This window comes from Streptomyces silaceus (genome assembly GCF_001419745.1).
Lineage (GTDB): Bacteria > Actinomycetota > Actinomycetes > Streptomycetales > Streptomycetaceae > Streptomyces > Streptomyces silaceus.
The window spans coordinates 1-19,425 of record NZ_LIRJ01000024.1; the positions used below are offsets into that span (position 1 = coordinate 1).

20 protein-coding genes are annotated in these 19,425 nt (G+C 70.6%); 9 read left to right on the plus strand and 11 right to left on the minus strand.

Annotation, left to right across the window (positions count from 1 at the left end; all coding sequences use genetic code 11):
• Nucleotides 1–199: 199 nt before the first annotated feature.
• Entirely contained in the window at nt 200–988 is a 789-nt protein-coding gene (locus AOK22_RS02085; protein ID WP_055696823.1) for an ABC transporter permease, read from the plus strand.
• Between the two features lie 24 nt (nt 989–1,012).
• Here AOK22_RS02085 and AOK22_RS02090 read toward each other — a convergent pair whose 3' ends face one another.
• Nucleotides 1,013–1,345, minus strand: a complete 333-nt coding sequence (locus AOK22_RS02090) for a hypothetical protein (protein ID WP_055696789.1) — start codon at nt 1,343–1,345, stop codon at nt 1,013–1,015.
• 210 nt (nt 1,346–1,555) lie between these two features.
• Between AOK22_RS02090 and AOK22_RS02095 the strand changes: the two genes are divergently transcribed.
• On the plus strand, nt 1,556–2,590 hold the full coding sequence (locus AOK22_RS02095; RefSeq protein WP_055696790.1) for an LLM class flavin-dependent oxidoreductase: 1,035 nt from the start codon (nt 1,556–1,558) through the stop codon (nt 2,588–2,590).
• 76 nt (nt 2,591–2,666) lie between these two features.
• On the opposite strand, the gene AOK22_RS02100 is transcribed toward AOK22_RS02095, so the two are convergent.
• Nucleotides 2,667–3,059, minus strand: a complete 393-nt coding sequence (locus AOK22_RS02100) for an SCO5389 family protein (protein ID WP_005480204.1) — start codon at nt 3,057–3,059, stop codon at nt 2,667–2,669.
• Nucleotides 3,060–3,316: 257 nt separating this feature from the next.
• Between AOK22_RS02100 and nucS the strand changes: the two genes are divergently transcribed.
• On the plus strand, nt 3,317–3,988 hold the full coding sequence (gene nucS / locus AOK22_RS02105) for an endonuclease NucS (RefSeq protein WP_055696824.1): 672 nt from the start codon (nt 3,317–3,319) through the stop codon (nt 3,986–3,988).
• Nucleotides 3,989–4,085: 97 nt separating this feature from the next.
• Here nucS and AOK22_RS02110 read toward each other — a convergent pair whose 3' ends face one another.
• The 4 genes from AOK22_RS02110 to AOK22_RS02125 all read right to left on the minus strand — a co-directional run bounded on the left by AOK22_RS02110 (nt 4,086) and on the right by AOK22_RS02125 (nt 8,966).
• Complete coding sequence (locus AOK22_RS02110; protein ID WP_055696791.1) at nt 4,086–6,584, minus strand: AAA family ATPase; 2,499 nt, start codon at nt 6,582–6,584, stop codon at nt 4,086–4,088.
• Nucleotides 6,585–6,807: 223 nt separating this feature from the next.
• Nucleotides 6,808–7,131 (minus strand): STAS domain-containing protein, encoded by a 324-nt coding sequence (locus AOK22_RS02115; RefSeq protein WP_055696792.1) that lies wholly within the window; start codon nt 7,129–7,131, stop codon nt 6,808–6,810.
• A gap of 197 nt (nt 7,132–7,328) precedes the next feature.
• On the minus strand, nt 7,329–8,177 hold the full coding sequence (locus AOK22_RS02120) for a 3-hydroxyacyl-CoA dehydrogenase family protein (protein WP_055696793.1): 849 nt from the start codon (nt 8,175–8,177) through the stop codon (nt 7,329–7,331).
• A gap of 147 nt (nt 8,178–8,324) precedes the next feature.
• Entirely contained in the window at nt 8,325–8,966 is a 642-nt protein-coding gene (locus tag AOK22_RS02125) for a TetR/AcrR family transcriptional regulator (RefSeq protein WP_055696794.1), read from the minus strand.
• A gap of 98 nt (nt 8,967–9,064) precedes the next feature.
• Between AOK22_RS02125 and AOK22_RS02130 the strand changes: the two genes are divergently transcribed.
• Genes AOK22_RS02130 through AOK22_RS02140 form a run of 3 tightly spaced genes read left to right on the plus strand, consistent with a single transcriptional unit; the run spans nt 9,065 to nt 11,207 of the window.
• Nucleotides 9,065–9,847 carry an ABC transporter ATP-binding protein gene (locus AOK22_RS02130; protein ID WP_055696825.1) on the plus strand — a complete coding sequence of 261 codons (783 nt, stop codon included), beginning with the start codon at nt 9,065–9,067 and terminating at the stop codon, nt 9,845–9,847.
• Nucleotides 9,848–9,865: 18 nt separating this feature from the next.
• Complete coding sequence (locus tag AOK22_RS02135) at nt 9,866–10,621, plus strand: ABC transporter permease (RefSeq protein WP_055696795.1); 756 nt, start codon at nt 9,866–9,868, stop codon at nt 10,619–10,621.
• A 13-nt stretch (nt 10,622–10,634) separates the two neighbouring features.
• A complete protein-coding gene (locus tag AOK22_RS02140; RefSeq protein WP_055696796.1) occupies nt 10,635–11,207 on the plus strand; it encodes a cob(I)yrinic acid a,c-diamide adenosyltransferase in 573 nt (190 codons plus the stop codon).
• Here AOK22_RS02140 and AOK22_RS02145 read toward each other — a convergent pair.
• The gene (locus tag AOK22_RS02145) at nt 11,204–11,797 is read right to left on the minus strand and encodes a hypothetical protein (RefSeq protein ID WP_055696797.1); all 594 of its coding nucleotides are present in this window, start codon (nt 11,795–11,797) and stop codon (nt 11,204–11,206) included. The genes AOK22_RS02140 and AOK22_RS02145 overlap by 4 nt on opposite strands.
• A 214-nt stretch (nt 11,798–12,011) precedes the next feature.
• Here AOK22_RS02145 and AOK22_RS02150 point away from each other — a divergent pair, with 214 nt between their 5' ends.
• From AOK22_RS02150 to AOK22_RS02160, 3 genes are all read left to right on the plus strand, one after another.
• Nucleotides 12,012–13,214, plus strand: coding sequence for a sensor histidine kinase (locus AOK22_RS02150; protein WP_055696798.1), 1,203 nt, complete (start codon nt 12,012–12,014; stop codon nt 13,212–13,214).
• On the plus strand, nt 13,211–13,861 hold the full coding sequence (locus tag AOK22_RS02155; protein ID WP_055696799.1) for a response regulator: 651 nt from the start codon (nt 13,211–13,213) through the stop codon (nt 13,859–13,861). Before AOK22_RS02150 ends, AOK22_RS02155 begins: the two co-directional genes overlap by 4 nt.
• Before the next feature lie 201 nt (nt 13,862–14,062).
• The gene (locus tag AOK22_RS02160) at nt 14,063–15,898 is read left to right on the plus strand and encodes a glycoside hydrolase family 18 chitinase (RefSeq protein WP_055696826.1); all 1,836 of its coding nucleotides are present in this window, start codon (nt 14,063–14,065) and stop codon (nt 15,896–15,898) included.
• 81 nt (nt 15,899–15,979) lie between these two features.
• Here the strand turns inward: AOK22_RS02160 and AOK22_RS02165 are convergent, their stop codons facing one another.
• From AOK22_RS02165 to AOK22_RS02180, 4 genes are all read right to left on the minus strand, one after another.
• Nucleotides 15,980–16,429: a DUF2550 domain-containing protein gene (locus AOK22_RS02165; protein ID WP_055696800.1), complete on the minus strand. Its 450-nt coding sequence runs from the start codon at nt 16,427–16,429 to the stop codon at nt 15,980–15,982.
• Between the two features lie 129 nt (nt 16,430–16,558).
• Complete coding sequence (locus AOK22_RS02170) at nt 16,559–16,933, minus strand: F0F1 ATP synthase subunit epsilon (protein ID WP_055564402.1); 375 nt, start codon at nt 16,931–16,933, stop codon at nt 16,559–16,561.
• A gap of 132 nt (nt 16,934–17,065) precedes the next feature.
• Nucleotides 17,066–18,508: a F0F1 ATP synthase subunit beta gene (gene atpD, locus AOK22_RS02175; RefSeq protein ID WP_055696801.1), complete on the minus strand. Its 1,443-nt coding sequence runs from the start codon at nt 18,506–18,508 to the stop codon at nt 17,066–17,068.
• A complete protein-coding gene (locus tag AOK22_RS02180) occupies nt 18,508–19,425 on the minus strand; it encodes a F0F1 ATP synthase subunit gamma (RefSeq protein ID WP_055696802.1) in 918 nt (305 codons plus the stop codon). Before AOK22_RS02180 ends, atpD begins: the two co-directional genes overlap by 1 nt.

Here is a 19,425-nt window from a genome sequence, read left to right on the forward strand (position 1 = left end):
CCTCCGACATGACCAAGCGCGACAGCGAGGACCAGCGATGACCACGCCTCCGACTCCGCAGCAGCAGCCGCAGCCGCAGGCACAGCCCCAGCAGGCGTACGCGCAGGCGGGCGTCCCCGCCCCCGGCGGCCCGGCGCAGGGCGTCCCCGCGGCCCCGGCGCCGGCCGCCCCCGCGCCGCCGTCCGCCTGGCAGCAGGCGATGAACAACGCCTACACCTCGCCGATCCCGGTCAAGAAGACCCACCTCGGCAACGCCCTCTCGTCCGAGTGGACGAAGATCAAGTCGGTCCGCTCGACGATGTGGACCCTGGGCATCTTCCTGCTCCTGGTCATCGGCATCGGCCTGCTCGCCGTGGCGAACACGCAGTCGAGCGACTACCAGGACATGCCGTTCACCGTGCCGGCCTTCTTCGGCCTGATGCTCGGCCAGATCTGCCTGATCACGCTGGGCGTCCTGGTCACCTCGTCCGAGTACGGCACGGGCATGATCCGCACGACGTTCACCGCGTCCCCGCAGCGCAGCCGCGTCCTGCTGGCGAAGATCCTGATCTACTTCGTGGTCGCCTTCGTCGTCTCCGCGGGCTCCATCCTGCTGGTGGGCCTGGCCGCGTCGGGCGCTCACAGCGGCCCCGAGTCGGGCGACAACCCCTGGATCGGCACGGTCTTCAAGGGCGGTCTGTACGTCTCGCTGCTCGGCGTCCTCGCCCTCGCGGTCGGCTCCATCCTGCGCCACTCCGCGGGCGCCATCACCGCGATGCTCGGCGTGGTCCTGGTACCGGCGATCCTGCCCGCGTTCCTGATGATCTGGGAGAGCACGCAGAAGCTCGGCGAGAAGATGTCGGAGTACAACGCGATCAACTCGCTCGCCAAGATCTTCGGCGCGGACGGCGCGGACTCCACCGGCACCTCGCAGCTGGTGCTGCTCGTGGTCGTCACGGCCGTCGCCGTCGCGGGCGCCTTCGCGCTCCTGGAGAAGCGCGACGTCTAGGCGCGACGCCTCGCCGTACGAGGGCTAGTGCCTCGGCGCGTTACGGGACCGCTGCACCCGCGTGGTGCGGCGGTCCTTCGCGTTCCAGCACGCCTTGTGCCAGTGCCGGCGCTCGTCGACGCCGGAGTGCTCCGGCCAGGCCACCACGTGCGCGAGCCCCGACGGGATCTCCTGGTCGCATCCGGGGCAGCGGTACCGCTTGCCCGCCGCCCTCGCGCCCGCGACATGGCGCACGCTCCACTCCTCGCCCTGCCAGCTCTCACTGCTCTGGAAGCCGCCGTAGCGGCCCGACGGTTCCGCGTCCGCGGACGTCCTCGGCTCTCCGGCGCCCTTGGGCCGGTTGCGACGGGGGGACACAGAACACCTCACGAGCTGGACGGCGGGCAGGGGGTGTGACCAGCCTACGCGCCCGGTCGAGGGGTACTCGATCCACGGCGGCGGCCCGGGACCCCCGGCATTGCGCGGAAAATCCAACAATCTTCATGCCAGGCCGTGCCTTTGGCACGTGTCATGCGTTGTTGCCCGTAGGGGGAGTGCCTGCGTCGGCGCCAAGGAGGCAGGAGTTCGATGCGTGTAGGTAGTTTTGTTCTGGCCGCCCAGTTCCCGGGACAGGGGCAGGGGGAGGCGCTGCACCGCGCGGTGCGGTCCGCCGAGGTGGCCGAGGAGGCGGGGCTGGACTCGGTCTGGCTCGCCGAACATCATTTCGTGCCGTACGGCACGTGCCCGTCGGCGGTGACCCTCGCGGCACTGCTGCTCGGGCGGACGCGGCGGATCCGCGTCGGCACGGCGGTGAGCGTGCTCCCGACCGTGCACCCCGTCGCGCTCGGCGAGCAGGCGGCACTGCTGCATCTCACGTCGGGCGGACGGTTCTCGCTCGGCGTCGGACGCGGCGGCCCCTGGGTGGACCTGGAGGTCTTCGGGTCGGGTCTGGAGGCGTACGAGAAGGGGTTCCCGGAATCCCTCGACCTGCTGCTCACGTGGTTGCGCGAGCCCCGGGTCGGCAGCTCCGGCGAGCGGTACTCCTTCCGCGAGGTGGCCGTCGTGCCCCGCCCGCAGGAGGCACTCGGCGGCCAGGGCGAGAGCGGCCCCGAGGTGGTCGTCGCCTGCACCTCGCCGTCCAGCGTCAGGCTCGCCGCGGAGCGCTGTCTGCCCATGCTCCTCGGCATGCACGTGGGCGACGACGAGAAGGCCGAAATGGTGGCCTTGTGGAATCGGCGGGCGCGTGCTGCCGGGCACGGTCCCGAGAAGATCGCCGGGGCCTCCCACGTCTCCGCCGGCGTCGCACAGATCGCCGACCGGCGCGTGGAGGCCGCCGAGACCTTGCAGAAGGCGATGCCCGGCTGGCTGAAGCAGGGGCTGGACGCCCATGTGACGGTCGACGGCCGCCACCGCGCCATGCGGGACCCGCAGGCCTACACGGAACTGCTCTGCGGGCTGCACCCCGTGGGCACCCCGCAGGTGTGCGCGGACCGGATCGCCGCCACGTCGGAGCGCACGGGCATCACGCGCTTCGCACTGCTCGTGGAAGGCTCGGGCGACCTCGCGGCCACGGAGGAGAACGTACGGCGGCTGGGTGCCGAAGTGCTGCCCCAGCTCAGGTGAGAACCCTGCTTCCGTCGTGCGGAGCTGCCGCTCCGGACTGAACCACCTCCCGCGTACGGAGCGGCAGCAACAAGCGTCAGCAGTCCCGCAGTTCAGGCGACTGGTTGAGCAGCTGGCCCCTGATCGAGGTGAAACGGGCGAGCCGGTCGTCCACTGACGGGTCCAACGGGAACACGGCCACACGGTGGCAGTTCTGGAACGCCAGACGCACACCGAAGTGCCGCTGCAGGGCGCCACGAATGGCGTCACTCGCGAGGGCGCGCAGCAGCTGGCCGCGTGCCTGCTCGTCCGGCGGCGGCGTCTGGTTGTCGGCGAACTCTCCGCCGTCGACCTTCAGCTGGGCCACCAGGGAGCTGATCATCTCCCACGCGTAGGGCAGGGAGGTCCGGACGCAGTCGACGAATGCTGCTTCGTCCACCTCGCCTCGCTCGGCCTGTTCCAACAGTGCCGGTGAGACGTCGAGCGACATGGGTTCTCCTCTCGCGCCCCCGGTGAGCGGGGGCTTACGGACAGGGAGGGAGTTCGCATACGCAGCGTGCACGGACGACGACCTCCCGCTGTCTACGGTAGGCAACGGGCGGTAACCGCACCAGAAGATTGGGCGCATAACCGGCCAGGATCGAACACGTCCATCGACGGACAAGTCGTGTGCCCCCGGAACGGTGGTGGGGGGTGGTGGACGGGGGAATCGCGTGCACCGCCCCGAGTCGAGTAGCGTTGCGCACCATGCGTCTCGTCATCGCCCGTTGCTCCGTGGACTACGCGGGCCGGCTCACCGCCCACCTCCCGTCGGCACCCCGTCTGATCCTTGTGAAGGCGGACGGCAGCGTGTCCATCCACGCCGACGACAGGGCCTACAAACCGCTGAACTGGATGTCCCCGCCCTGCACATTGAAGGAGGGTTCGGGGGACGACGCCGGAGTCTGGACCGTCGTGAACAAGGCGGGCGAGAAGCTCATCATCACGATGGAGGAGATCCTGCACGACTCCTCGCACGAACTGGGCGTGGACCCGGGCCTCATCAAGGACGGCGTGGAAGCACACCTTCAGGAGCTCCTCGCCGACCGGATCGAGACACTCGGAGAGGGATATTCACTCATCCGTCGCGAGTACATGACGGCGATCGGCCCGGTGGACATCCTCTGCCGCGACGCCGACGGGCAGACCGTCGCCGTCGAGATCAAGCGGCGCGGCGAGATCGACGGCGTCGAGCAACTCACCCGCTATCTGGAGTTGTTGAACCGCGACCCGCACCTGGCGCCCGTCAAGGGCATCTTCGCCGCCCAGGAGATCAAGCCGCAGGCCCGCGTCCTCGCCACGGACCGCGGCATCGGCTGCGCCGTCCTGGACTACGACGCGCTGCGCGGCATCGAGGACGACAAGCTGCGGCTGTTCTGACCCACGGACGACCGTACGTACGACGGAGAAGAGGGCCGGGTCCTGAGGGACCCGGCCCTCTTCGTGTCCCGTGTGTCCCGTGGGCGCGCCCGGTGCGTCAGGCCGACGCGGAGGACCCGCTCGCGGACGCCGGGGAGCTCGCCGGGCCGCTCGCCGAGGTCGAGGTGTTCGGCGAGGAGGGCGGGATGTTGCTCGTCTGCGGGGACGACGGCTGATCCGTCGGCTCGGTCGGCTTGTCCGTGGGCTCCGTCGGCTTGTCCGTCGGTTCCGTGGGCTTGTCCGTCGGCTCGGTCGGCTTGTCCGTGGGCTTGTCGGTCGGCTTGTGCGTCGGCTTGTCGGTGGGCTTGTCCGTCGGCTTCTGCGTGGGCTTGTCGGTCGGCTCGTCCGACGGGTCCGCGCTGCCGCTCGGCTCGTCCGACGGCTCGCCGCTTCCGGTCGGCTCCGGGTCGTCCGACGTGCCCACCACGCCGTCCTTGCCCGGGTCGTCGGGGCGGCTCGTGGAGTCCTTCTGCGGCTTGTCGGCGGTCAGGCCGCCGCCGTCGCGGTCCTCCTTCGCCGACTGCTCCGTCTTGACCTTGTCGCTCGCGGGCGGGTCGTCGTTGCCGGACGTGGCGCCGAGGGTGACGACGGTGCCGAGGACGGCGGCGAGCAGGGCTCCCGCGCCGGCCGCGACGAGGTTGCGCCGGGTGCCGCTGATGAGGGAGCGGCGGCTCGGTGCCGCGCCCGAACCGGCGCCCGCACCCGCCGCCGCGGGGGCGATACGGCTGGTGACCAGGGTGTCCGGCTCCGCGGGCGGCGCGGGCTGCGCGAAGGCCGCGGGGACGCCGCCGGGCGGCGACGCCGACTCCTCGTACCGCGCGTCGGGGACCTCCTCACCGGCGGCCGAGCGGTCGCCGGGCAGCGCGCCGCCGGAGCGGTCGGCGACCAGCGCGAGGGCCCGGCGCCCGGAGATCATGCCGCGCTTGTCGGCGAGCGCGCCGCGCAGCCCTATGGAGGCCTCCAGCTCGGCGCGGGCCCGGTCGAGCTGCCCGCCGCAGAGCGCGAGGATCCCCAACTCGTGGTGGAAGTACGCCTCTTCGGCGACCTCCCCGGCATTGCGCGCCGCCTCCTGGCCGGACCGCAGGGCGCGCTCCCAGGCGCCCCAGTCCAGTCCGCCGGCGAAGGCGGGCGCGGCGGTGCGGGCCAGCAGCACGGCGGCGCCGCTCTCCGAGGTGACCAGGGCGCTCAGTGCGGCGTGCACGGCGTCCGCCTCGGCGGCGACCCGCTCCGGGGTGACGGAGGGGTGCCCGGCCCACCAGGCGTAGTGCTGGGCGGCGGTGCGGGCGTGGTCGGCCGCGTCGTCGGCGTACCCGGCGGTCTCCAGCTGGGTGCGCACGCCCGCGGCGAGGCGGTAGTGCGCGCCGACGGGGGTGACCAGGGCGCAGCTCACCAGCTCGGCGAGGGCGGCGTCCGCGTGGGTGTCGCCGACCAGGGCCGGCAGGTGGGCCTGGTGCGGCAGTTCGCCGCCGAGCGCGACGGCGAACCGCAGGGTGGCGCGGGCGGACGGGCTCAGGCGCGAGGCGAGCAGGGCCGCGGGCGCCGCGCCGTCGGCGAGCGAGGGCAGCGGAGGGTCGTCCGCGGCGTCGAAGGGCGCGTCGACCGGGGCGTCGCCGAAGTAGCCGTGCTCCTCGAAGGCGTGCGGGTCGGCGCGGAGCTGGTCGCGCTGGCGGAGCAGGGCGCCCGCCTGCACGAAGCGCAGCGGCAGGCCCTCGGACTCGAACCACAGGTCGCCCGCCCAGTTGGCCTCCTCGTCGTCGAGGATCCGGCCGACGGCGCGCTCCAGGAGTTCGAGGCCGCCGCCGCGGCCGAGGCCGCCGAGGAAGACCTCTTCGAGGTGGGAGTCGGCGGAGGGCGCGGCGACGTCGGGCGTCGCGGAGACGAGGAACGCGCACTCGGGCGTGGCGTCCAGCAGTTCCTGCAGGGCCGCGCCGCCGAACTCCAGGTCGTCCAGGACGACGACGGCGCCGATCTCGCGGACGAGTTCGAGCAGGAGGGCACGGTCGGGGCGGTGCAGCGGCGCGTCGTAGACGGTCGCGAAGAGGTCGTGGAGCAGCTCCGTGGGCGTCCTGCGGTACCCGGAGAGGTGGACGACGCCGTCGGGCGCGAGGTCCGCGCAGTCGTCGGCGACGGCGTTCAGGAGTGTGGTCCGGCCCGATCCGGCTGGCCCGGTGAGCCGTACGGATCGGCCGCGCGCGAGGAGCCGTACGAGGCGCTCGCGGTCCTCCTGGCGCTCCAGGAGCGGCAGCCGGGGCAGCGCGGGCCCCGGCGGCACGGGCGGCTGCGCGGCGCGGCGCAGCTCGGCGCGCTCGGCGGCGGTGCGCTTGGTGGGGCGCGCGGGCCGCTCGCCGGGCGGGCAGGGCTCGATCTCGCTGCCGTCGACGGGATTGACGGTGAGCAGGAAGTCGCCCGAGACGAGCTGCACGGTGCGGGCCAGCGCGGGCGCGGGCTGGCCGAAGTCCGGTGTCATGGGTTCGCGCGGCGGCCGCCCGGGGCCCGCCGCGTCGTCGTCGATGCCGTCGTGGCCGTACTCTTCCGGTCCCCGGTTCATCGGGTCCATGGTCTTAGCCCCCCAGATGCGTGGTGTGCAGAGCCCCCTCCGGCCTTCGTGCACACTGCGCTGTCGCTTCTGGTCCGGCGCCCCCGTGCGGGTTCGTATATCGGTGGGCGACCGAACCCTAGACCTTTGCTCAGTATCTACGAGAGGGCGGGGTACCGCCCCGTCCGAGACGTCACAGGTTCGTGAGGATTGTGCGCTCTCGGCCCTTGTGGGCCGACGCGCGTCAGACTCTGGGGAGCGATTCGACTCCGATGCCGCCCTCGATCGCGAGGATGCGGTGCAGCCTCGTGGCGACGAGCAGGCGCTGCATCTGCGGCGGCACGTGGCGCAGGACGAGTCTGCGTCCGCACCGTCCGGCGCGGCGGTGCGCGCCCATGATCACGCCGAGTCCCGTGGCGTCCCACGAGTCGAGTTCGGACAGGTCGAGCACGAGGTCGCCGGCTCCGTCGTCGACGGCCGAGTGCAGGACCGTACGGGCGTCCGCCGCGCTGCGTACGTCGAGGCGTCCCCCGACGACCAGCTGGGCCTGGTCGCCCCTGATGTGCATATGCGCTCCCCGAGAGTGCTGTGTCTGCTGTGACGTCTGTTCCGTAACGCGTTCTGCGTATGTCACTGCAACTGACTGCCGCGTGGGCGAGGAAGTTGCCGTCTGTAAGCGAACCGATACCGAATTCACTCCGAGGGGTGACCCCCGGAGCGTCTCAACGTCAGACGAGCCGTCAGACGGCGTACGTCAGTACTGGTTCAGTGCTTGTAGAACCCCTGCCCGCTCTTGCGCCCGATGTCACCGGCGTCAACCATCCGGCGCATCAGCTCCGGCGGCGCGAACTTCTCGTCCTGCGACTCCGTGTAGATGTTCTCGGTGGCGTGCAGCAGGATGTCGACGCCGGTGAGGTCGGCGGTCGCGAGCGGGCCCATGGCGTGGCCGAAGCCGAGCTTGCAGGCGATGTCGATGTCCTCGGCGGTGGCGACGCCCGACTCGTAGAGCTTGGCGGCCTCGACGACGAGCGCCGAGATCAGACGGGTCGTCACGAAGCCGGCGACGTCGCGGTTGACGACGATGCAGGTCTTGCCGACGGACTCGGCGAACTCACGGGTGCGGGCGAGGGTTTCGTCGCTGGTCTTGTAGCCGCGGACGAGCTCGCAGAGCTGCATCATCGGCACGGGCGAGAAGAAGTGGGCGCCGACCACGCGCTCCGGGTGCTCCGTCACGGCCGCGATCTTGGTGATCGGGATGGCGGAGGTGTTGGAGGCGAGTACGGCGTCCTCGCGCACGAGCTTGTCGAGCGTGCGGAAGATCTCGTGCTTGACCTCGAGCTTCTCGAACACGGCCTCGACGACGACGTCCGCGTCGGCGACGGCGTCCAGGTCGGTCGTGGTGGTGATGCGGCCGAGGGCGGCCTCGGCGTCGTCGGCGGCGAGCTTGCCCTTGCTCACGAACTTCTCGTACGACGCCTTGATCCCGTCGGTGCCACGGGTCAGGGCCTCGTCGGTGACGTCGCGCAGGACGACGTCCCAGCCCGCCTGGGCGGAGACCTGAGCGATGCCGGACCCCATGAGTCCGGCGCCGATGACGGCGAGCTTGCGTGCCACTGTTCCGACTCCCCTACCGCTTATCACGCTTGGCTTACACGCTGTTTACGTTTGCCTCTTCGGCGCACGTTAGCGGTCGTGAGCGCGCCTGTGACCGTGAAGAGATGCGCGTCACGTCTCAGATGACGGACATCACACCGGTACGGCTCATTCGGCGCCGCGCACCGCGTAGTTGAGGACCTTCTCGCTGAGCAGGTCCTCCATCTCGTCGAGCAGCGCGAGGGCCTCGCGGGAGACCTCGGCGGGGGCGCGGCGCCTGGTCATCTCCTCGCCGATCCAGGCCACGAGGGTGCTGTGCACCCAGGAGAGCTGGCCGGCGATCAGGCCGGGCAGCGGGTCGCCCTCGGCGGCGCCGGACTCCTTGGCGAGGGCGGCGGTGAGGCTGTCGAGGGCCTCCTGCTGGATGGCCCAGAGGCGGGAGCGCAGGGCGTGGGCCTCGGTGATGACCTTCATGAAGTCGGCCCAGCCGGGGAAGAGCCCGACGGTCGGCGAGACGCTCTCCACGTCGGCGCGCAGCTCGCGCAGGACGGCGTCGGCGGCGGACTCGCCCTCGCGGCGGCCGCGCACGTGACGGGCGAGCCGGTCGACGACGTCGTCGCCCCGGTCGAGGAAGAGGTCCTCCTTCGCCGGGAAGTAGTTGTAGACCGTGTTGACGGAGACGTCCGCGGCCTCCGCGATCTCCGCGATGGTCACCGCGACGAAGCCGCGCTCCAGGAAGAGCCCCGTCGCGACGTCCGAGATCCGCTGCTTGGTCTGGCGCTTCTTGCGCTCCCTGAGCCCTTCAGTCATCCGCCCATCGTAGGCGTCGTTGGCCACCCTCAAATTTTGCACCGCACGAAAACTTGGGGGCATTGCAAAATTTCATGGACTCTGTTTTTGTGGTCGCCATGGCAATCATCAGGACCTCCGGGCTCGCCCGGACCTTCCCGACCAGGAGCGGCCCCGTGGAGGCCGTGCGCGGCATCGACCTGAGCGTCGAGCGCGGCGAGATCCTCGGCTTCCTCGGGCCGAACGGCGCGGGCAAGACCACCACGCTGCGGATGCTGACCACGCTGCTGGCGCCGACCGGCGGCACCGCCACCGTCGCCGGTCGCGACCTGGCCCGCGACCCGGCCGGGGTGCGCGCCCGGATCGGGTACGTCGCGCAGTCCGGGGGCGTCGACCTGAGCGTCTCCGTACGCGAGGAGCTCGTCACCCAGGGGCGGCTCTACCGCCTGACGAAGCCTCGGGCGGTCGCGCGCGCCGAGGAGCTGGCCGGCGAACTCGGCCTCACCGAACTGCTGGAGCGCCCCTGCGCGGCGCTCTCCGGCGGCCAGCGCAGGCGGCTCGACATCGCCATGGGGCTCACGCACCGGCCCGAGGTGCTCTTCCTCGACGAGCCGACCACGGGGCTCGACCCGGGCAGCCGCGCCGACCTGTGGCGCCTGGTGCGGCAGCTGCGCGACGAGCACGGCACGACGGTCTTCCTCACCACGCACTACCTCGACGAGGCCGACGCGCTCTCCGACCGGCTGGTCGTCGTCGACCAGGGCGTCGTCGCCGCCGACGGCACCCCGAGCGCGCTGAAGCTCCGGTACGGCGGCTCGATCGACGCCACCCTCCAGGACACCTTCCTCGCCATCACCGGGCGCGACGTCACCCCCAAGGACACGGCGCCCGTCGCCGTCTGAGACCCCAGGACCCCCTCGATGCCCGCACTGCTCTCCGACACCGCGCTGATCTTCGGGCGGTACGCCCGGCAGACGCTGCGCTCCACGTTCCAGATCCTCTTCGGCGTCCTCACTCCCCTGCTCTATCTGCTCTTCTTCGGGCCGCTGCTCACCGATCTGCCGCTCGCCTCGCGGGGCGACTCCTGGCAGGTCCTCGTGCCGGGCCTGCTGCTCCAACTCGGCCTGTTCGGGGCCACTTTCAGCGGCTTCGCGCTCATCATCGAGAAGCAGTTCGGCGTGGTGGAGCGGATGCGGGTGACGCCCGTCAGCCGGCTCGCGCTGCTGCTCGGGCGGATCCTGCGCGACGCCGCGCTCTTCGTCTTCCAGGCGGTGCTGCTGGTGCTCGCCGCGCTCGTCATGGGGCTGCGCGCGCCGCTCGCCGGTGTCCTCATCGGGTTCGCGTTCGTGGCGCTGCTGACCGCGGGGCTCTCCTCGCTCTCGTACGCGCTCGGGATGAAGGTCGCCGAGCCGCACGAGTTCGGCCCGGCGGTCAACGCCATCAGCATGCCCTCGATGCTGCTCTCGGGCCTGATGCTGCCGATGGCGCTCGCGCCCACCTGGCTGGACGTGCTCTCCCACTTCATGCCGTTCCGCTATCTGGTGGACGCGGTGCGGGCCGGGTACGTGGGCGACTACGCGTCGACGACGATGCTGTACGGCGTCCTGATGGCCCTCGCCTTCGTGCTGCTCGCCGTGACGGTCGGCACACGTGTCTTCCAGAAGGCCGGGGCGTAACTACGCTGGCCGCATGGTCAATCTGACGCGCATCTACACCAGGACCGGCGACCAGGGGACGACGGCCCTCGGGGACATGAGCCGCACCACCAAGACCGATCTGCGGATCGCCGCGTACGCCGACGCCAACGAGGCCAACGCGGCCATCGGGACGGCCATCGCGCTCGGCAACCTCGACGAAGAGGTCGTGAAGGTCCTCGTACGGGTCCAGAACGACCTCTTCGACGTGGGCGCCGACCTCTCCACGCCCGTCGTCGAGGACCCCGAGTACCCGCCGCTGCGCGTCGAGCAGGCCTACGTCGACAAGCTGGAGGCCGACTGCGACCGCTTCCTCGAACAGCTGGAGAAGCTGCGCAGCTTCATCCTGCCGGGCGGCACCCCGGGCGCCGCGCTGCTGCACCAGGCGTGCACGGTGGTGCGCCGCGCCGAGCGCTCGACCTGGGCGGCCTTCGAGGTCCACGGCGACGTCATGAACCCGCTGACGGCCACCTACCTCAACCGCCTCTCCGACCTCCTGTTCATCCTGGCCCGTGCGGCCAACAAGGAGGTCGGGGACGTGCTGTGGGTCCCGGGCGGCGACCGCTAGAGCCTGGTCAGCGAGTTCGGCCGGTCGTCCTTCCCGTGCTCGGACCTCCCGGACTCGCCCGCCGGGGCCTTCTTCGGGAAGAGCGTGTAGCTGAGGGCGATCAGACCGTGGATGCCCGCCGCGCGCCAGGCCGTGTACATCCACGACTGCAGGGACGACGTGCGGCTCGGGTCGTCGACGTACCACATGGCGATCAGCAGGAGTCCGCTCGCGACGGCCGCCGCCACGACGGTGCCGAGCCAGACCTTGCCCTCGTGCACGGCCCTGGCCCGCCCGTAGCGCGGCGGGCGGGGCACCGGCGTGCCCTGGAAGCGGTGGGCGGCGTGGCCGTCGAGCCACTTCACGGTGCGGTGGCCGTGGCCCACGGTGAAGCCGATGTACACGGCGGCGAGGCCGTGCTTCCAGCTCGGGTCGGCGCCGTTCTTCAGGTCGACCGCGGTCACCACCAGGAGCAGGACCTCCAGGAGCGGCTCGCACAGCAGGATGGCCGCGCCCAGGCGCGGCATCCGCAGCAGATAGCGCACGGCGAGCCCGGCGGCCAGCAGGACCCAGAAGCCCACCTCGCAGATGACGATCAGTGCGACGATCACGGCTCGCTCCTCGGGTTCGTTCTCTCGATCACCCTTCAAGGCTCCCGTCGCGCCGGCCGCGAAGCGTCGTCGTCAGTGACGAAGTGGGGCTGCATCCTTCGATGTAGCCGGAGCCGTGCCACGGCCGCGGTAGGCAGTTCGATGTAGTCGCCAAGGGCCGGGGTCCTCCCCCAGGACCAGGCCTTCGCCCCGGCGGACCGTGTTGGATGGGGGCATGGCCGTGTCCCTGCCCCGCCCGCACCGCGTCGACGTCTCCATCGCCGCGCTCAGTCTGGTCTGCGGGGTCGTGCTGTGGTCGCTCGGGCTGCACACCTCGCCGGGCCGCATGCTGGACGGCACCTGGGCGCTGATCCCACTGGCCGTCCTGGCCTGTCTGGAGCTGGTCCGCAGGACGGCGCCCCAGACCGCGCTGGCCCTCGGCACCCTCGCGATGGTCGCCGACCAGTTCACCGAGGGCAATCTCGCGTCGCTCATGATGTTCACGGACATCGTGTACGCGGCCGTCGTGTACGGCACCCCGGCCGCCGCCCGGCGGATCCCGCTGACCACCGGCCTGGTGACGGTGGCCGTCACCATCGGCTTCCTGGCCTGGTTCCAGAAGCCGGAGGCCATCCTCATCGGCGTCCTCACCGGCGTGGTCTCCTTCGGCCCCGCCACCACGGGCGTCCTCGTGCGCAACCACCGCGAGGCCACCGAGGCCGCCAAGCTGCGGGCCGAGCAGACCGCGCTGCTCGCCGAGATGGACCGCGTCCAGGCCGTCACCGCCGAGCGCGCCCGGATGGCCCGCGAGCTGCACGACATGGTCGCCAACCACCTCTCGGCGATCGCCATCCACTCCACGGCCGCGCTGTCCCTGGACAACCCCGAGACCAGCAAGGACGCGCTCGCCGTCATCCGCGAGAACAGCGTCGAGGGGCTGGCCGAGATGCGCCGCCTCATCGGCATCCTGCGCTCCGACAGCGGCGACCTGGAGCCGGCCGCCGCACCCACCCTCGACGGCCTCGGCGCGCTCGTCGCGGGCGCCCGCACCAACGGCCTGGACGTGGCCCTGGACGACGCCCGTGCCCCGGAGGGCCCGAAGCTGCCCGCGCCCGTCGAGCTGGCCGCGTACCGCATCGTCCAGGAGTCCCTGACGAACGCGCTGAAGCACGCCGCGCCCGGCCTCGTCACCGTGTCCCTGGCCCAGGAGCCCCGCGCCCTGACGATCCGCGTGACCAGTCCGTACGGAGATCCGTCGGGGCCCCGCGCCCCCGGCTCGGGCGCCGGCGTCGTCGGCATGCGCGAGCGCACCGAACTGCTCGGCGGCACCTTCGAGGCGGGCCCCGAGACCAGCGCCGACACCGACCACGACGGCAAGGTGTGGAGCGTCTTCGCGACCCTGCCCGTCGACCCCGCAGACGAAGGAGCCAAGGAATGATCCGGGTGCTTGTCGCCGAAGACCAGTCAGCCGTGCGCGCGGGACTCGTGCTGATCCTGCGGAGCGCGTCCGACATCGAGGTCGTCGGCGAGGCGTCGGACGGCGAGCAGGCCGTCGCACTCGCCCGCGAGCTCCGCCCCGACCTGGTCCTGATGGACATTCAGATGCCGCGTCTGGACGGGGTGTCGGCAACGCGCCAGGTCGTCTCCGAGGGTCTTGCGGACGTCCTCGTCCTGACCACCTTCGACCTCGACGAGTACGTCTTCGGGGCGCTGCGGGCGGGCGCGTCCGGGTTCCTCCTGAAGAACACCGAGGCCAAGGACCTCATCGAGGGCGTCCGCACGGTCGCGCGCGGCGAGGGCCTGATCGCCCCGGCCGTGACCCGCCGCCTGATCGCCGAGTTCGCCGCACCCGCACAGGTCGTACGCAGGGAGAACGCGCCCGACCCGGCCGTCGTCGAGAGCCTCACGCGGCGCGAGCGCGAGGTCCTGTCCTGCATCGGCGAGGGCCTGTCGAACGCGGAGATCGCGGCCCGCCTGTCCATGGCGGAGGCGACGGTGAAGACGCACGTGAGCCGGATGCTGGGCAAGCTTGAGCTGCGCAGCCGGGTCCAAGCCGCCGTGCTCGCGCAGGAGTTGGGCATCTGAGGGGCGCCAGAGGGGCACAATTCGGCCATTGGTTCAGACCTCTTGACCGATGGTCCAGACCTTTCTATTCTCGCCGCACTGCGGTGAGCACTCCCCCACGTGTCCACGTGCTCACGGGCGGCGCAGGGTCCCACCCCTAACCCCCGGAACTCACCCGAGGAGCACCTCGTGCGCTTCACGAAGAGCAAGGCACGTTCGAGAATCGGATTCAGGCACAGAGCCGTGGCGGGAGTCACCACCCTGCTGCTCCCGCTCGCCACCCTGGTCGCCCTCGGCGGCGCCGCGCAGGCGGCCCCCGAAGCGGCCCCGGAGGCCACCGCCACGTACGCCAAGACCCAGGACTGGGGCAACGGCTTCGAGGGCAAGTGGACCATCAAGAACACCGGCACCACCACGCTCAGCTCCTGGAACGTCCAGTGGGACTTCCCCGCCGACACCAAGGTGACCTCCGCCTGGGACGCCACCGTCACCAACTCCGGCACCCGCTGGACCGCCAAGAACCTCGGCTGGAACGGGACGCTCGCCCCCGGCGCCTCGGTCTCCTTCGGCTTCAACGGCACCGGCCCCGGCGCCCCCTCCAAGTGCACCCTGAACGGCGGCAGCTGCGACGGCGGCAGCGTCCCCGGCGACAACCCGCCGAGCGCCCCCGGCACCCCGGTCGCCTCCGAGATCACCAAGACGTCGGTGAAGCTCGACTGGAAGGCCGCCACCGACGACAAGGGCGTCAAGAACTACGACGTGCTGCGCGACGGCGCGAAGGTCGCCACGGTCACCGGCACCACGTACGCCGACTCCGGCCTCACCGCCGGCACCGACTACTCGTACACGGTCCAGGCCCGCGACACCGCCGACCAGACGGGACCCGCCAGCGGCGCCGTCAAGGTCCGCACCGAGGGCGGCACCGACCCGGGCCCCGGCCCCGGCGACAAGGTCAAGCTCGGCTACTTCACGGAGTGGGGCGTCTACCAGCGCAACTACCACGCGAAGAACATCGCGACCTCCGGCTCGGCCGACAAGATCACGCACATCAACTACAGCTTCGGCAACGTCCAGGGCGGCAAGTGCACCATGGGCGACGCCTACGCGGCGACCGACAAGGCCTACACCGCCGACCAGTCCGTCGACGGCGTCGCCGACACCTGGGACCAGCCCCTGCGCGGCAACTTCAACCAGCTGCGCAAGCTCAAGGCCAAGTACCCCAACATCAAGATCCTCTGGTCCTTCGGCGGCTGGACCTGGTCCGGCGGCTTCACGGACGCCATGAAGAACCCGGCGGCCTTCGCCAAGTCCTGTCACGACCTGGTCGAGGACCCGCGCTGGGCCGACGTCTTCGACGGCATCGACCTGGACTGGGAGTACCCCAACGCCTGCGGTCTGTCCTGTGACACCTCGGGCCCGGCCGTCTTCAAGAACATGATGCAGGCGTTCCGCACCGAGTTCGGCGCCAAGAGCCTGGTGACGGCGGCCATCACCGCCGACGCCTCCAACGGCGGCAAGATCGACTCGGCCGACTACGGCGGCGCCTCGCAGTACGCCGACTGGTACAACGTCATGACGTACGACTTCTTCGGCGCCTGGGCGGCCAAGGGCCCGACGGCCCCGCACTCCCCGCTCACGTCCTACCCGGGCATCCCGCAGGACGGCTTCAACTCCGCCGACGCCATCGCCAAGCTGAAGGCCAAGGGCGTGCCCTCGGCCAAGCTCCTGCTCGGCATCGGCTTCTACGGCCGCGGCTGGACCGGCGTCACCCAGAAGGAGCCGGGCGGCACGGCGACGGGCGCGGCGCCCGGCACCTACGAGGCGGGCATCGAGGACTACAAGGTCCTCAAGAACTCCTGCCCGTCGAACGGCACGGTCGCCGGCACGGCCTACGCCCACTGCGGCACGAACTGGTGGTCCTACGACACTCCGGCCACCGTCCGCGCCAAGATGACCTGGGCCAAGAACCAGGGCCTCGGCGGCGCGTTCTTCTGGGAGTTCAGTGGTGACACGGCCAACGGTGAGTTGGTGAGCGCCATCAACGACGGGCTGAAGTAGCCCGGACAGCACCCCCCGAACGAAGCCGGGGGAGACAGGATCGCCCCCTGTCTCCCCCGGCTTCTTCATGCCGTACGGCGACTACGCCACGTTCACCCGTTGCCCCGGAGGCGCCGCCTCCAGCCAGGCCAGGAAGCCCGTGAGCGCGTCCTCGCTCATCGCCAGTTCGAGGCGGACGCCCCGGTGTAGACAGCCGAGGACGATGGCGTCGGAGAGCAGGGCCAGCTCCTCCTCGCCGTCGGGTGCGCGGCGGTCGACGACCTCGATGGCCGAACGCTCGAGAACCCGGCGCGGCCGGGGAGCGTACGAGAAGACACGGAACCACTCGATCCGGTCACCGTTGTAGCGGGCGACGCCGTAGCCCCAGCCCTTGCCGGAGGTGTCGCCCTTCTCCGGGGCGTTCCAGCGCAGGCTGCAGTCGAACGTGCCCCCGGACCGCTGGATCAGCCGGCGTCGCAGCCCGAAGACGAAGAGTCCCACCAACACCAGCGCGATCACAGCAAGTCCGCACACGAGCAGAGTGAGGATCATCGGCACCGACCTCCTCGCCTCTTCGAAAACGGACCACTACATTGCACCCGCATTGCCTCAGCCGCGACCCGGTCCGGTTTTGTTCCCGGACCTGGCCGCGGCTGAGTCACGTTACGCCGCGCGCTGGGGTCAGCGCGTCGCCACCGCACGCAGTCGGACGTCGGCGCGCCGCTCGGCGGAGGCGTCGGCCTCCGACTTCGCGCGCTCCAGCGCCCGCTCCGCGCGCTGGACGTCGATCTCGTCGGACAGCTCCGCGATCTCGGCCAGCAGCGACAGCTTGTCGTCCGCGAAGGAAATGAATCCGCCGTGGACAGCGGCGACGACCGTGCCGCCGTCGCTCGTACGAATGGTCACCGGGCCCGACTCCAGCACACCGAGCAGCGGCTGGTGACCGGGCATGACGCCGATGTCGCCGGACGTAGTACGCGCGACGACCAGGGTGGCCTCACCGGACCAGACACTGCGGTCCGCTGCGACCAGCTCGACATGCAGCTCAGCAGCCAAGGGTGGCTCCTCGGGTCACCACCCGGCGGTTCAGCCGGGTGTTGGGTCAAATTCTAGTGGGCGTACGAAGAGGGGCGGGACACGGCCCCTGTGCGGGGTGCACCCGCCCCTCTCCGATTCGAGCTACTGGGCTCAGGAGACGCCGAGCTCCTTGGCGTTCTTCTTGAGGTCGTCGAGACCACCGCACATGAAGAAGGCCTGCTCCGGGAAGTGGTCGTACTCGCCGTCGCAGATCGCGTTGAAGGCCGCGATCGACTCGTCGAGGGACACGTCCGAACCGTCCACACCGGTGAACTGCTTGGCGGCGTGGGTGTTCTGGGACAGGAAGCGCTCCACGCGACGGGCACGGGCGACGACGAGCTTGTCCTCTTCGCTGAGCTCGTCGATGCCGAGGATCGCGATGATGTCCTGGAGGTCCTTGTACTTCTGCAGGATTCCCTTGACGCGCATGGCGGCGTCGTAGTGGTCCTGCGCGATGTAGCGCGGGTCCAGGATGCGGGACGTGGAGTCCAGCGGGTCCACGGCCGGGTAGATGCCCTTCTCGGAGATCGGACGGGAGAGAACCGTCGTCGCGTCGAGGTGGGCGAACGTGGTGGCCGGGGCCGGGTCGGTCAGGTCGTCCGCGGGGACGTAGATCGCCTGCATCGAGGTGATCGAGTGACCACGGGTCGACGTGATGCGCTCCTGGAGGAGACCCATCTCGTCGGCCAGGTTCGGCTGGTAACCCACGGCGGACGGCATGCGGCCGAGCAGCGTGGAGACCTCGGAACCGGCCTGCGTGAAGCGGAAGATGTTGTCGATGAAGAACAGCACGTCCTGCTTCTGCACATCGCGGAAGTACTCCGCCATGGTCAGACCGGCCAGGGCGACGCGCAGACGCGTGCCCGGCGGCTCGTCCATCTGACCGAAGACCAGCGCGGTCTTGTCCAGAACGCCGGCTTCCTCCATCTCGACCATGAGGTCGTTGCCCTCACGGGTGCGCTCGCCGACGCCGGCGAAGACGGAGACACCGTCGTGCAGCTTGGCCACACGGACGATCATTTCCTGGATCAGAACGGTCTTGCCGACACCGGCACCACCGAACAGACCGATCTTTCCACCCTTGACGTACGGGGTGAGGAGGTCGACGACCTTCAGGCCGGTCTCGAACATCTCGGTCTTGGACTCGAGCTGGTCGAAGGCCGGGGCCTTGCGGTGGATCGTCCAGCGCTCGGAACCGGCGACCGTGGACGGGTCGTCGTTGAGCACCTCACCGAGGGTGTTGAAGACGCGGCCCTTGGTCACGTCGCCGACCGGCACCGAGATGCCCGCGCCGGTGTCGGTGACCGGAGCCTGGCGGACCAGGCCGTCGGTGGGCTGCATCGAGATCGCGCGGACCACGCCGTCGCCCAGGTGCTGGGCGACCTCGAGGGTCAGCGTCTTCTTCGCACCCTCGGTCGACGGGTCGTCGACCTCGACGTGCAGCGCGTTGTAGATGTCCGGCATCGCGTCGACGGGGAACTCCACGTCGACGACCGGGCCGATCACCCGGGCGACGCGGCCCGTGGCAACGGCCGTCTCAACAGTGGTCGTCATTACTTGTCACTCCCCGCGGTCGCGTCGGCCAGGGCTGCGGTGCCGCCGACGATCTCGCTGATTTCCTGGGTGATTTCGGCCTGGCGGGCCGCGTTGGCAAGCCGGGAGAGGCTGTTGATCAGATCCCCGGCGTTGTCGGTGGCCGACTTCATCGCGCGGCGCGTGGCGGCGTGCTTGGAGGCAGCCGACTGGAGCATCGCGTTGTAGATACGGCTTTCGACGTACCGCGGCAGCAGGGCGTCGAGGACGTCCTCCGCCGACGGCTCGAAGTCGTACAGCGGAAGCAGCTCGCCCTTGGCGGGCGCCTCTTCCGCGACCTCTTCGAGGCTGAGCGGCAGCAGCCGGCTGTCGATGGCCGTCTGCGTCATCATCGAGACGAACTCGGTGTAGACGATGTGGAGCTCGTCCACGCCGCCCTCCGCCGTCTCCTTCTCGATGGCCTCGATCAGCGGCACCGCGACCTTCTTGGCGTCCGCGTACGTGGGCTCGTCGGTGAAGCCCGACCACGACTCCGCGACCTTGCGCTCGCGGAAGTTGTAGTGGGCCAGACCACGGCGGCCGACGATGTACGTGTCGACCTCCTTGCCCTCGGCCTCAAGACGCTCCGTGAGCTGCTCCGCCGCCTTGATGGCGTTGGAGTTGAAGGCGCCGGCCAGACCGCGGTCGCTCGTGAGGAGCAGGACCGCGGAACGGGTCGGGTTCTCCGCGTCGGTGGTCAGCGGGTGCTTGGTGTTCGAGCCGGTGCCGACCGCCGAGACCGCGCGGGTGAGCTCGGTCGCGTACGGCGTGGAGGCCGTCACCTTGCGCTGCGCCTTGACGACACGCGAGGCGGCGATCATCTCCATCGCCTTGGTGATCTTCTTGGTCGCGGTGACGGATTTGATGCGACGCTTATAGACCCGGAGCTGGGCTCCCAT